Here is a 12390-nt window from a genome sequence, read left to right as displayed (position 1 = left end):
TGGTACGACCGGGAGGGAATCACCTTCTCCCAGGGGACCAATGGGGACATACCCGGAATTCGACGCGAAATATCCATCCGGGGGCGGCCACCGGCGCACGGTGGCACGAACGGCGTAGGAACGGCGCCGCACGCCGGGTTCAGGGGCGCACGCCGGGGAGTCTGCGCGCCGCCTCCGCGACCGCGGGGCGGTCCTGGTCGAGCCAGTCCACGGTGTCGAGTTCGTCGCGGGCGAGCCAGCGCAGCTCGTCGTGGTCCTCCAGCGGGCGGGGCTCCCCGGAGAGCAGCCGGGCGGTCCACACCCGCAGGACGTAGCCGGGCTTGAGGGGCCATTCGCCGGGGATCCGCTCGGCGGTCTCGGCCTCGACGCCGAGCTCCTCGCGCAGTTCGCGGACGAGGGCGTCCTCCGGGCGCTCGCCGGGCTCGACCTTCCCGCCGGGCAGCTCCCAGCGGCCGGCGAGTTCGGCGGGGGCGCTGCGGCGGGCGGCGAGGAGCCGGCCGCGGTCGAGGAGAGCGGCCGCGACGACGACCACGGCACCGGTCCCGCGATCGGGTCCGGCGCCGTGGCGAGTGGTGCTTTCGGTCATGCCCGCGAGGGTATCGGGGGCATCAGGTGGCGGGGGCGACGCGCTCGACCCGGTAGAGCCGCCGGTGGCCGCGGGAGTCGAGCGCGTCCGCGACCTTCTGGGCCTCGTCCTGGGTCGCGTACCGCCCCACCCGGTAGCGGTTGCCGTTGTCGTCCTGCCGTATCACGAGCCATGGCTGGACGGCGCCGCTGTCGGTCATCAGGCTTCTCCCTCCGCCGGGCCAGGCGTCACCAAGGATCTCCGGGAAACCGCAATCCGCATATGCCTGACCTTACGCCTGACCTTCACACAGCGGATACGGGTTTTCACCAAGAGATACGGATCGGCCGGGAACCGACGGAAGGAGGCGGGGGCGCGCACGCCGGACGCCGCCCGCGGCCGTGGGGGCCGGGGCGGCGCAGGGGATCGGGACGGCGGCAGGGGCCGGGCGCGACGGGCCGGACGGAGGGACCGGCGGGCGGCGCTAGGGCCTGTCCGGCCATGGGCGTCGGATCAGGCCGGGTCGTTCGGTGCGTGCGATCGGCGTGCGGCCGGGGCGCCCTCGGTCGGGGTCTCCCCCGCTCGAGCGAAGCCGAGAGCTCGGGGAAGGAGCTACTCGGGCGTTTCGGCCGTGCGGCATGGGGGCACCTCCCGTGCCCGAAGGGCTACGGGGGAGTGCGTGCCGGGCGGGCCGGACCCGACGGGAAGGGTCAGACAGGCCCTAGCGGACCGGGAGGTGGTACGAGAGGCGGTAGCGGTCCGCGGGGACGACGACGTCGGCCGTCTCCACGGCGAGGCCCGAGGCGTAGAAGGTGCGCTCGACGACCATGACCACGTGTCCGGGCACGCCGCCGAGGACGAGCAGCTCCTCGGCGAGGCCGGGGCGGGCGCCGACCTCCTCCACCACGTTGTCCACGACGACGTCGATCGCGGCCATCCGCTCGACCACGCCGCAGCCGCCGAGCGGACCCTCCTCGGGGAGCATGACCGGGGTGCGGCCGGTGACGGCGAGCGGCTCCCAGGAGGTGGCGATCATCATGGCCTCGCCGCCGTCCCGGTAGACGTACCGCGTGCGCATCACGCGGTCCTCCGGCTCGATGCCCAGCCGGGCCGCCACCTCGGGGCCCGCCGCCTCCTGCTCGCTGTGCGCGTCCCAGGTGCCGCGGGCGCCCTCGGCGGCCTGCTCCTGCCGGAAGGGGGTGGCGCCGGAGACCGGGCGGTAGCCGGAGCGGGCGACACGACGGGGCACCGGGCGGGCCCGCACGTAGGTCCCCGAGCCGGAGCGGCCCTCGACGAGCCCCTCGGCCATGAGCACCTTGCGGGCCTCCAGCGCGACGGTGTCCGACACCCCGTACTCCTCGCGGATGCGTGCCTGCGAGGGAAGGCGGGTATGCGGCGGGAGCGAGCCGTTCGCGATCCTCTCCCGCAGATCGCTCGCCACGCGCAGATAGGCGGGCTGCTCACCGAACGTCACTGGACACTCCCCTCAGGTTGACGGACAGCTACAGCCTGGCAACCGAATGTGGCCATCCGCAAGCATGGGCCAGAGTTTCACCCGAAGTGATGAAGATGCGGCGCGGCGGATTCCGTGCCGCACGACCCCTTGACCCGCATTGGTCTGGACCAATACTTTCCTGCTGCGCGGCCGTCACACCGGCGCCGGCGCACCCCTTCGGCACTCTCCCCGCACCCCTTCGCACGCTCCATCCCGCCTCGCACAGGAACGAGCCCATGCGTCCCAGAGTCCTGACCAAGCTGACCCTCGGCACGGCGGCCGCCGCCCTCGGCCTCCTGGCCACCCTGGCCCCCGCCGCCGACGCCCACCCGCGCCCCACCCCCCGTCCGCCCGCCGCCGAGCACGCCCTCAAGCGGATCGGCTACTTCACCCAATGGGGCATCTACGGGCGGAACTTCCAGGTCAAGGACCTGGACACGAGCGGCTCCGCGGCCAAGCTCAGCCACATCAACTACGCCTTCGGCATCGTCGACAAGGCCGGCAAGTGCGTCATCGGCCCCGTGCCCGGCTCCGACCCCTGGGCGGACTACGTGCGCCCGGTCGACGCGGCCACCTCCGTGGACGGCGTCGCCGACACCGCCGAGCAGCCCCTCGCCGGCAACTTCAACCAGCTGCGCGAGCTGAAGGCGAAGCACCCGAACCTCAAGGTCATGATCTCGCTGGGCGGCTGGAGCGGATCGGCGTACTTCTCCGACGCCGTGCGCACCCCGGCCTCCCGCAAGGCGCTGGTCTCCTCCTGCATCGACCTCTACGTCAAGGGGAACCTGCCCCAGGACGGTGCCCGGGGCGGCGCCGGAGCGGCGGCCGGCCTCTTCGACGGCATCGACCTGGACTGGGAGTGGCCCGGCTCCGAGGGCAACCCCGGCAACGTCATCCGCCCCGAGGACAAGGTCAACTTCACCGCGCTGGTGCGGGAGTTCCGCACCCAGCTGGACGCCTACGGGCGCTCGCTGCCGAAGCGGAAGCACTACGAGCTCAGCGCGTACGTGCCCACCGCCCCCGCCAAGATCGACGCGGGCTTCGAGGTCGCCAAGATCATGCGGGACTTCGACTTCGTGAACCTCCAGGGCTACGACTTCCACGTCTCCGGCGAGGCGACCGCCAACCAGCAGTCCGCCCTCTTCGCCAAGAACGACTGGAGCGTCGAGGGGACCGTCGCGTCCTGGCTGCGGCGCGGCGCCCCGGCGCACAAGCTCGTGGTGGGCATGCCGTTCTACGGCCAGGGCTGGACCGGCGTGACCGGCGGCGGCGACGGCCTCGGCCAGCCCGCCGCGGGCCCCGCACCGGCGACCTGGGCCCCCGGCTCCGAGGACTACAAGAACCTCAAGAAGCTGGCGGACTCGGGGACGTACAAGCTCTACCGGGGCCACCGGAACGGGCACGCCTGGCTCTTCGACGGCACCACGCTGTGGACCTACGACGACCCGTCCGTGCTGCGCACCAAGGCGAACTGGGTCCGCACCCACGGCCTCGCCGGCGCGATGGTCTGGTCGCTGGACGGCGACACCGCCGACGGCGAGCTGATCGGCGCCATCGACCGCGGCCTCACCCGCCGCTGAACCGCCCCGCTCCCCCGGGGCCGCCCCGCCGGCGGCACCCGCGGGGCCGCGGACCGGACCGCCGGACCCGGCGGATCCGGGGCACGGACGGCGACTGGTCACGGGCCGCCGTCCCCCACCCGGAGCCGCCCCCCGGCGCCCGGGCCGGTCCGCACACGACGGGGCCGGGTCTCTCGCGCGGAGGCCCGGCCCCGTCCGCGCACGCCGGCGGGCACCCGGCGGATCAGGCGGAGCCGTGCTCGCCCGGGGCCTCCGGGGGCGTGTCCGTGAGCCCCAGGGCCTTGCGGACGGCGGCGCCGTCGTCCGCCGGCATCAGCTCCCAGGCCTGGTCGTACTCCTCCCAGAACGCGTCCGCGTCCTTCGCCAGCGCCAGCTTCGCCCACCGCTTCGAGGCCGCGTCCAGGCTCGCCAGGTACTCCTTCACGGGGGCCTGCGCGGGCCGCTCCCAGACCCGGCCCCGCATCCCGGAGCGGGCCGTGTCGATCGCCGAGCGCACGTCGGCGGCCCAGGCGCGGTTGGACTGGAGCTCCTCCTCCGGGTCCTCCTCCGGCTCCGCGTAGAGGGCGTCCTCGATGGGGTTCGCCCCCGTGAGGAAGGCGAGCTGGTCGGGGGTGAGGGTGGTGCGGTCGGAGCGCAGCGAGCCCTTCGTCCGCTCCTCGCCGCCGAGACCGCACGCGACACGGCGCTCCCCCTCGCGCCAGGACTGCCGGTCCGGGTAGTAGTAGAGGCTCAGGGTCCCGGTGCCCAGCGCCCAGGTGTCCAGCGCGTAGTCGGCGCCCAGGGCCTCGCAGCGCGCCTCGCCGAGCCGCTCCAGCTCGTCGTCGCCGGGCCAGCGGTCGAAGCCGGTGACCTCGAAGCGGCCGGTGATCTCGCCGTCGTGGGGCCGCGCGCAGTCGACGGTTTCGACGCCGAGGGTGTAGCCGCCCTCCTCCGCGTCGTCGAGGAAGCACTGGCCCGTGCGCAGCTCCATCGGCGAACGGGAGGCGGCGGCCTCCCTCACTCCCTCGCCGAATCCCCGCACGGCGTCCTGTATCTGCCCGGTGGCCAGGCCGAGGACGACGAGCAGGGTGCTCACCGTGGAGAGCGCGATGCCCGCGATCGCGAGCCCCTTGCCGCTCTGCCCGCCCTTCCGGATCCGGCGCAGCGCGAAGATCCCGAGGACGAGTCCGAGGGGCGGCAGGCAGCAGACGATCCCGCTGACGAGGGACCCGACCGCGAGACCGCTGGTGGCCGGCGCCGGCGGCCTGCCGTACGGCCCGTAGGGGCCCGCGTACGGCATGCCCGGCGAGGTGTACGGACCCGGCGCGGCGTACGGCCCCGCGCCCGGGTGCGCGGCGGGGCCGGGCACGGGCGCCGGGGGTCCGCCGGGCGCGGCGGGCACCACCGGCACCACCGGCTCGGACGGCTGGGACGGCTGGGACGGCTCCACGAGTACGGTGCTCCTGTGGGGGCGGGACGAACGGACGGTCGGGCGCGCGCATCGTACGCGGTCCGCCGGAGGGGCGACGATGAGGGGCCCTCGGCCGCACGGGAGCGCGGGCACGCCGGAGGGGCGGCCACCGGTGGGTGGCCGCCCCTCGGGCGTTCGGGCGGGCGTTCGGGGTCCCGCGGCCGGGTCGGGGACCCGGCCGCGGGGACGGGGGGCCTCCGTCAGAACTGGAGGGCCCAGGAGTCGATCTTGCCGGTGTCGGCGTTGGCGTTGTCCGTCACGCGGAGCTTCCAGGTGCCGTTGGCGACCTCGGAGGAGGCGTTGACGGTGTAGGTGGTGTTGATGTTGTCCGCGCTGCCGCCGGTGCCGAAGGCCTTCAGGGTGTAGGCCGTGCCGTCGGGGGCGATCAGCTGGACCTGGAGGTCGCCGATGTAGGTGTGGACGATGTTCACCGGGACCTGGAGGGCCGAGGGGGCGTTGCCGGTGACGCCGCTGACGGTGACCGGGGACTCGACGGTCGCGTTGTCGGCGATGGCGTGGTCGGCGGTGTTCTCGAACTTCGGCCCGGGCGGCGGGGTGGTGCCGCCGCCGCCGACGAAGAGGAGCCTGTTCGGGGAACCGGTGCCGGGGTTGGTCACCACGTTCGGGGTGGCGGCGGTGGTGAGGGCGGTGGAGACCTGGGCCGGGGTGGCCGTCGGGTTGCCCGCGAGGTAGACCGCGGCGGCGCCGGCCACGTGCGGGGTGGCCATCGAGGTGCCGGAGATGGTGTTGGTGGCGGTGTCGTTGGTGTTCCAGGCCGACTTGATGGAGGAGCCCGGGGCGAAGATGTCCAGGACGGTGCCGTAGTTGGAGAAGCTGGAGCGGGCGTCGGTGCTGGTCGTGGAGCCGACCGTGATGGCCTCGGCGACCCGCGCCGGGGAGTAGTTGGAGGCGTTGGAGCTGTCGTTGCCCGCCGCGACCGCGTAGGTGATGCCGGCCGCGATGGAGTTGCGGACGGCCTGGTCGAGGACGGTGTCGACGCCGCCGCCGAGGCTCATGTTGGCGACGGCCGGCTTGACGGCGTTGCGCGTCACCCAGTCGATGCCGGCGACGACCTGGTCGGTGGTGCCGGAGCCGCTGTTGTCGAGGACGCGGACGCCGACGATCTTCGCCTTCTTGGCGACGCCGTGGGCCGTGCCCGCGACCGTGCCGGCGACGTGGGTGCCGTGGCCGTGGCCGTCCTGGGCGGTGTTGTCGTTGTCGATGGCGTCGTAGCCGTTGGCCGCGCGGCCGCCGAAGTCGCTGTGGCTGATCCGGACGCCGGTGTCGATGATGTAGGCGGTGACGCCCTGGCCCGCGCTGTCCGGGTAGGTGTAGCTCTGGTTCAGCGGCAGGGCCTTCTGGTCGATCCGGTCGAGGCCCCAGGACGGCGGGCTGGGCTGCGTGGCGTCGATGGTGAAGACGCGGTTCTGGACGACGGACTTCACGGCGGGGTCGGCGGCGAGCTTCTTCGCCTGCGCCTCGGACAGCTCGATCGCGTAGCCGTTCACCGCGGAGGTGTACGTCCGCTTGATCTTGGCGCCGAACTTGCCGGGGACGGCCCGGCCCTCGGCGGTCCCGGCCCGGGCGGACTCGTCGAGGGTGACGATGTAGCTGCCCGGGACGGTGCCTTCGGCGCCGGCGTTCTCGATGACGCCTTCCGCGGCCGCCGGGGCGGCGGTGGCGGGGAGGGCGGAGAGCGAGCCGAGGGCGAGCGCCGTGACGGCTATGGCCGCGGCGGTGGAGATCCGGCGACGCGATGCGCGCATCACTGCCATGTGAGGTGTCCTCCTCGTGGGGGGTGCTCCCGTGGGGGTGGAGCCCGAGTGACCGTCACTCACGACAGGAACATGACAAGAACGCACGGGGTCCGACACGGGATCCCGCGGCTTCCGGCCGCCCTGCCGTCGACCGAAAGATTGACCGATCCATAGGAATCGCACAAGGGCGCCCACACGACGGCAACATCTGTGCCACAGAGTGGACATGATTGATCGTCAGCTTTTGGGAGCGCTCCTCGCCGCGCTCACCTGCGAGGTTCCGCGCCGGCCGGGTCGCCCTCGGATCCCTTCCGGAGCAAGCGAATTCACCGCGCCGAAACGCGACGGCGGGCCCGTCCCCGATCCCCCGGGAGACGGACCCGCCGCCGCGACGACGACGCCGCGAGGCGCCGCGGCGATCAGAACTCGTCGGCGCCGTTGCGGAGTTCGGGCGTCCAGTAGCCCGTCTTCGCGACCTTCTCGTCGACGGCGATCCCGCCCGCCGGAGCCGCGACCACGACGCTGCCCTCGGCCGGGCCGTCGGCGGCGAAGAGGTTCACGTTGAACTCCTTCACCACCTTGTTGTCCTCGTGGACGCCGCCCGCGGAGATCCGCACGTTGGCGTACGCGGGGGCACCCGGGGCCAGGACCACCGGGGCGGCCGGCTTGCTCTGGGCGACGGGCGGCACGTCCTTCGCCGTCTGGATCTCGCCGAAGGCGATCAGCGGGTGGCCGAGGAGCCGGCAGGCGCGGCCGGAGGTGTTGGTGGCGGTCAGCACGACGTGCTCGGTGGGCACCTCGTCGGCCTTCGCCGCGGTGATCCTCACGTCGCCGTGGGCGCAGACCGGCGCCTTGGCGTCGGCGACCGTGCCGCCCTTCGCGGCGGCCGGGGCGGCGGACGCGGTCGCGTCCCCGGACCCGCCGGCCGTGCCCGTGGTGCCGGTGGTGCCGGTGGTGCCGGTGGTGCCGGTGGTGCCGGTGGCGCTCTCCCCGGAGCCGGTCGTGGCCGGGGCCGCCGGGGCGGAGGTCGGGCTCTGCGGCGCCGCGGACTGCGTGGTCCTCGCGCTGCCCGCGTCCTTCGCGCCCGCGTCCCCTCCCCCGCAGGCCGTCAGCGAGAGCGAGGCCGCGGCGAGGGCGGCGACGAGAAGGGCGGTCCTGGTCGAGCGGTGAGTGGTACGCATGCGGTGTTTCCCCCGTGGAGCGTGAAGCGGTCGGTCGTTGCCGAGTACAGACTCCGCCCCGGCACTGCCGTCCCGCTTGCGTATGGCTAACGCCCCGCCGCCAGCCGCGCGAGGCGCTCCGCCGCCCGCACCGAACCCTCCTTGAAACCGGCCGCCTCCGCGTCGGCGGCGGCCCGTTCCAGCTGGTGGGCGGCCTCCTCCAGCCGTCCGATGCCGGCCAGCGCCTCGCCCCGCACGATCCGCAGCTGGGCCTGGACCACCACGGCGTCGGGCGCGACGAGTTCCCCGGCGCGAAGCACGTGCGCCAGCGCCTCCTCGTACTCCCCCGCCCCCAGACAGTGCGCCGCCAGGTGCTGGAGGGTCAGCACCTGCGTGGACGGGTGCCCGGTCCGGTCGGCGAGCGCGACCGCCTCGACCATGAGCGCCCGGGCCCGGACGCACTCCCCGGTGGCGTCGAGGACGGCGGCGTGGTTGACGACGGCGATCGCCTCGCTGATCGGGTCGCCGGCCAGCGCGGCGAGCCCCGGCGCCAGCTCCAGGTGGGCCAGGGCCTCCCGGTGCCGCCCCTCCTCGTGCAGGATCCAGCCGAGCAGCGCCCGCGTCCGCGACTGCGCGTCGGGGTCGCCGGCCGCCTCGGCCGAGACCAGCCCCGCCTCCAGGAGCGGCGTCCAGCCGTCCTGGAGCCGCATCAGCATCAGCGGCCAGGCCACCAGGGCGAGCCGCCAGGCCCGGTCGTGCAGCCCCAGCGCGGCGGAGGCGGCCACCGCGCCCTCCAGGGCCGGCCGCTCGGCCGCGTACCAGTCGAGCGCGGCCGCCCGGCTCTCGAACTCCGGTATCGCGGCGGGGCGGCGCACGTCGGCGGGCAGCGCGTAGCAGGGCTGCGAGCCGGGTTCGGCGGCCGCGTCGGCGGCGAGGCCCGTGTACAGGTAGTGGTCGAGGAGCCGGCGCAGCCCCTCCGGGTCGGCCCGCGGCGCGAGCCCGCGGGCGTAGAGGCGTACGAGGTCGTGCGGGGTCCAGCGGCCGGGCACCGCCTCCGTCAGCAGGTGCGCGGCGGCGAGCCGCTCCAGGTCGGCCGTGGCCCGCGCCGGCGTGGTGCCGGTGAGCGCGGCCGCGGCGAAGTGGTCCAGGTCGGAGCCGGTGTGCAGGCCGAGCGCGCGGAAGGCGCGGGCGGCGGACTCCGGCAGCTGCTGCACGGTGAGGCGCAGGGCGGCGGAGACGCCGACGTCCTCGACGTCGAGGAGTGCCAGCCGGCCCTGCTCGTCGGCGAGCTCGCCGACCATCGCGCCGAGCGAGCGCCCCGGGCGTTCGGCGAGCCGGGCGGCCGTCACCCGCAGCGCGAGCGGCAGCCCGTCGCAGAGCCCCGCGAGCCGGGCCGCCGCGTCCGGCTCGGCGGCGACCCGCGCCTCCCCCAGTACGGTCGCGAGGAGCGCCGTCGCCGCGTCCCGCGGCAGCTGGTCGAGCGGCACCGGCCGGGCCGCGTCGGAGGCGATGAGCCCGCCGAGCCGGTCCCGGCTGGTCACCACGGTCACGCACGCCTCGCCGCCCGGCAGCAGCGGCCGGACCTGCTCCGAGGAGCGGGCGTTGTCGAGCACGACGAGCATCCGGCGGCCGGCGGTCAGACTGCGGAAGAGCGCCCCGCGCCCCACCGCGGTCTCCGGCACCCGCTGCTGCGGCACGCCCAGCGCGAGCAGGAACTCCCGCAGCACGACGCCCGCCTCGGGGGCCGGGGTGTCGCTGAAGCCGCGCAGGTCGGCGAAGAGCCGCCCGTCGGGGAAGCCGTCCCGGCGCCGGTGCGCCCAGTGCACGGCGAACGCCGTCTTGCCGACCCCGGCCGGCCCGGTCACCAGGCAGACGGGGCCCTCGCCGCCGGCGGCCGCCCGGTCGAGCACTCCGGTCTCGGCCTCCCGGCCGGTGAACCCGCGCGGGGCCCGCGGCAGCAGCTCGGGCACGGCACTCGGACCGGCCGCCGCCTCGGCGGTCTCCGGCGCGGGCTCCGGGGCCGGGGCCAGGACCGCCCCCTGGTCCCGCAGCAGTCCCGCGTACGTCTCGCTCAGCGCCCCGCCCGGGTCCACGCCCAGCTCGTCGGCGAGCAGCCGGCGGGTGCGGTGGTACCAGTCGAGGGCGTCCGAGCGGCGCCCCGCCCGGGCCAGCGCCGTCATCAGCGCGGCCGCCAGCGATTCGCGCAGCGGGTGCGCGACGGCCTCGGTCCGCAGCACGGCGGCGGCCCGCCCGTGCTCGCCCAGCTTCCCGTAGGCCTCCGCCAGCGCCTCCACCGAGGAGAGCCGCAGCTCCTCCAGCGCGGTGGCGGCCGCCTCCAGCGGCCCGCTCGGCACCGTGCCGGTGAGCGCGGGCCCCTGCCAGTAGGAGAGCGCCTCGCGCAGCATCCGCACGCTGTCGGCGGCGTGCCGCTGCACGGCCGCGAGGCCCACCAGCTCCTCGAACCGGTGCGCGTCGACCAGCGACTCGGGCATCCGCAGCAGATACGCGGACCCCTGTGTGGTGAGCTCGACGCCGTACGCCTCCGCCCCGTGCTCCGCGAGCAGCGCCCGCAGCCGCGAGACGTGCCCCTGGAGCACCGTCTTGGCGTGCGTCGGCGGCTCGTCCTCCCACAGCGCGTCCATCAGACCGGTCACGTTCACGGCCGTGTTGGGGCGCAGCAGCAGAGCGGCCAGCAAACTGGTCCGCTTCGCCGGCCCCGGGGCGACATCGCCGCCCTCCGTCACGACCGCGACGGACCCGAGCAGCCGGAACTCCACCCGTACCTCCGCGTCCCTCTCCCCCCGGCAGCAGAGGATACGCGGCCCTCCGGACCCGACCTGCACCGATCCCGCCGCCGCGGCGGATTCGGCCGAAACCGGCGGGCCGCTCCGGCCGGGCACGGGGCCCGCGACGGCGGGAGCCCCCGGCGCGCCGGGTGCGGTGGGGGCGCACCCGGCGCGCCGGGGGCTGCGCCTTCTCTTGGTTCCCGCCGCTCCGATCGCGGACGGGCGGGGATCACAGCGCGGTGAAGGCCATGATCAGGACGTCGCGGTGGCCCTGCTCCCCGTCGTCCTCGGGGCGCACCGCCGAGACCGCGTGCAGGGTGCTGCGGTCGTCGCCGAGCAGGATGTCGCCGGGCTCGGAGAGCGTCGTGGTGACGAGCAGGTCGCCGTCCTGCGTGTAGACGGTGCTCTCGCCGCCGGTCACGTTGGCGCGGCCGATCATCAGCGACGTGATGAAGGTGACACCGTCCTGGTGCCGGCCCTCCGGAGTCGGCTCGCCGGCCCGCTCCTTCGTGGCGACCGTCCGGATGGGGGTCACCTTGACGTTCCACTTCCGGGTGCCCTCGACCCCGCTGAAGATCCCGGCCAGGCTCGTCAGCACGCGGCGCAGGACGGGACCGCCGACGAACGGCTCGGTGAGCGGCTCGTAGTACCGGTCCACGCCGCCGTGCAGCTTGTTGACGTCCGCCTCCTGGCGGTACGGGCCGTGCGGGAGCCAGGTGAGCTCGCCGGACTCCGTCTCCAGCTCGAACTGGCCGTAGCGGCGGTAGCGGTAGGTGCCGCCGTCCGTCATGTAGGGGTCGCGGTGGAGGGCCTCCCAGTGCGCGGAGAACTCCGCCCACTCGTCCCGGGAGACGCCCGTCAGCGACGAGAAGTCGTCGCTCCGGACGAGGTGGGCACCGAACACCGCGAGGTCCTTCGTCGCGGCGGGCGCGATGTCGGCCGCCGAATCGACGGTGATCACGGTCACTCCCCCCAGTCCTCTTCGACCTCGGGCGCGAGGGCGAGCACGACGGGGCTCAGGGCCACGATCTCCAGCTCGCTCCGGCAGCCCGCGCACTCCAGAATTTCGTTGAGCCGCACCGAATCGGCGACCGGCACCGACTCCTCGCACTCCGGGCAGGCGTGCGAAATGGCCGTGGTCATGAGATGTGCTCCTTCCGGATCTCTGCGGCGACCGGGGGGATCCGCCGGTCCGCCTGTTCCTTTTCCGACGGAGGGCGCACCGTCTTGAACCCCAACCTAGGGCGGCCGTCCGGTTCCTTCGTCCGCGTCGCGACTACCCCGGGCGGGCGGATCACCGACCGGGTCGCACCCGGGGTAAGCGTGCCGACTAGGGCGTCTCCTCCGGATCGGAGGAGACGCCCCGGGCCGTTCCTTCCGGATGGGGCCGGATCAGTCGTTGCCGTGGTTGTCGCCGGGGCCCGCGGCGGTCCCGGGCGGCGGCGCGGCCACCGGGACGTGCTGCTGGACCGCCAGTGCCGACCGGGCGGCGGTGACCACGGTGACGCAGCCCGGCAGCACGCCGAGGACGAGCACCGAGGCGGCGGACCGGGCGAGACGGCGCATGTGCAGACTCCTTCGTAAGAGCCGCTCGGGG

General features: G+C 74.7%; 11 protein-coding genes. 1 reads left to right on the top strand and 10 read right to left on the bottom strand.

What is annotated here, in order from left to right; all coding sequences use genetic code 11:
- Positions 1 to 139: 139 nt before the first annotated feature.
- The 3 genes from IE287_RS25600 to IE287_RS25590 all read right to left on the bottom strand — a co-directional run bounded on the left by IE287_RS25600 (position 140) and on the right by IE287_RS25590 (position 2039).
- Complete coding sequence (locus IE287_RS25600) at positions 140 to 586, bottom strand: (deoxy)nucleoside triphosphate pyrophosphohydrolase (RefSeq protein WP_189851537.1); 447 nt, start codon at positions 584 to 586, stop codon at positions 140 to 142.
- 22 nt (positions 587 to 608) lie between these two features.
- A complete protein-coding gene (locus IE287_RS25595) occupies positions 609 to 785 on the bottom strand; it encodes an SPOR domain-containing protein (protein ID WP_189851536.1) in 177 nt (58 codons plus the stop codon).
- 501 nt (positions 786 to 1286) lie between these two features.
- Positions 1287 to 2039 carry a GntR family transcriptional regulator gene (locus IE287_RS25590; RefSeq protein WP_189851535.1) on the bottom strand — a complete coding sequence of 251 codons (753 nt, stop codon included), beginning with the start codon at positions 2037 to 2039 and terminating at the stop codon, positions 1287 to 1289.
- 257 nt (positions 2040 to 2296) lie between these two features.
- Here IE287_RS25590 and IE287_RS25585 point away from each other — a divergent pair, with 257 nt between their 5' ends.
- On the top strand, positions 2297 to 3640 hold the full coding sequence (locus tag IE287_RS25585; RefSeq protein WP_189851534.1) for a glycoside hydrolase family 18 protein: 1344 nt from the start codon (positions 2297 to 2299) through the stop codon (positions 3638 to 3640).
- 223 nt (positions 3641 to 3863) lie between these two features.
- Here IE287_RS25585 and IE287_RS25580 read toward each other — a convergent pair whose 3' ends face one another.
- The 7 genes from IE287_RS25580 to IE287_RS25550 form a co-directional block, all read right to left on the bottom strand.
- Positions 3864 to 5069 (bottom strand): DUF4190 domain-containing protein, encoded by a 1206-nt coding sequence (locus IE287_RS25580; protein ID WP_189851533.1) that lies wholly within the window; start codon positions 5067 to 5069, stop codon positions 3864 to 3866.
- A 221-nt stretch (positions 5070 to 5290) separates the two neighbouring features.
- On the bottom strand, positions 5291 to 6865 hold the full coding sequence (locus IE287_RS25575) for a S8 family peptidase (RefSeq protein ID WP_189851532.1): 1575 nt from the start codon (positions 6863 to 6865) through the stop codon (positions 5291 to 5293).
- Between the two features lie 401 nt (positions 6866 to 7266).
- On the bottom strand, positions 7267 to 8028 hold the full coding sequence (locus IE287_RS25570) for a DUF4232 domain-containing protein (protein ID WP_189851531.1): 762 nt from the start codon (positions 8026 to 8028) through the stop codon (positions 7267 to 7269).
- Between the two features lie 86 nt (positions 8029 to 8114).
- Positions 8115 to 10784 carry an AfsR/SARP family transcriptional regulator gene (locus IE287_RS25565; protein WP_189851530.1) on the bottom strand — a complete coding sequence of 890 codons (2670 nt, stop codon included), beginning with the start codon at positions 10782 to 10784 and terminating at the stop codon, positions 8115 to 8117.
- A 238-nt stretch (positions 10785 to 11022) separates the two neighbouring features.
- A complete protein-coding gene (locus IE287_RS25560; RefSeq protein WP_229883733.1) occupies positions 11023 to 11754 on the bottom strand; it encodes a 2OG-Fe dioxygenase family protein in 732 nt (243 codons plus the stop codon).
- Positions 11755 to 11756: 2 nt separating this feature from the next.
- On the bottom strand, positions 11757 to 11936 hold the full coding sequence (locus IE287_RS25555; RefSeq protein ID WP_189851529.1) for a lysine biosynthesis protein LysW: 180 nt from the start codon (positions 11934 to 11936) through the stop codon (positions 11757 to 11759).
- A gap of 249 nt (positions 11937 to 12185) precedes the next feature.
- Positions 12186 to 12359: a hypothetical protein gene (locus IE287_RS25550; protein ID WP_189851528.1), complete on the bottom strand. Its 174-nt coding sequence runs from the start codon at positions 12357 to 12359 to the stop codon at positions 12186 to 12188.
- Positions 12360 to 12390 lie beyond the last annotated feature (31 nt).

The sequence above is a fragment of the Streptomyces omiyaensis genome, from assembly GCF_014650895.1.
Classification (GTDB): domain Bacteria; phylum Actinomycetota; class Actinomycetes; order Streptomycetales; family Streptomycetaceae; genus Streptomyces; species Streptomyces omiyaensis.
This window is presented reverse-complemented; position numbering and strand designations above follow the sequence as displayed.

Excerpts from the sequence above, each read along its gene's own strand:
- IE287_RS25600 (WP_189851537.1), bottom strand. The coding sequence starts at position 586 with ATGACCGAAAGCACCACTCGCCACGGCGCCGGACCCGATCGCGGGACC.
- IE287_RS25595 (WP_189851536.1), bottom strand. The coding sequence starts at position 785 with ATGACCGACAGCGGCGCCGTCCAGCCATGGCTCGTGATACGGCAGGAC.
- IE287_RS25585 (WP_189851534.1), top strand. The coding sequence starts at position 2,297 with ATGCGTCCCAGAGTCCTGACCAAGCTGACCCTCGGCACGGCGGCCGCC.
- IE287_RS25575 (WP_189851532.1), bottom strand. The coding sequence starts at position 6,865 with ATGGCAGTGATGCGCGCATCGCGTCGCCGGATCTCCACCGCCGCGGCC.
- IE287_RS25570 (WP_189851531.1), bottom strand. The coding sequence starts at position 8,028 with ATGCGTACCACTCACCGCTCGACCAGGACCGCCCTTCTCGTCGCCGCC.
- IE287_RS25555 (WP_189851529.1), bottom strand. The coding sequence starts at position 11,936 with ATGACCACGGCCATTTCGCACGCCTGCCCGGAGTGCGAGGAGTCGGTG.
- IE287_RS25550 (WP_189851528.1), bottom strand. The coding sequence starts at position 12,359 with ATGCGCCGTCTCGCCCGGTCCGCCGCCTCGGTGCTCGTCCTCGGCGTG.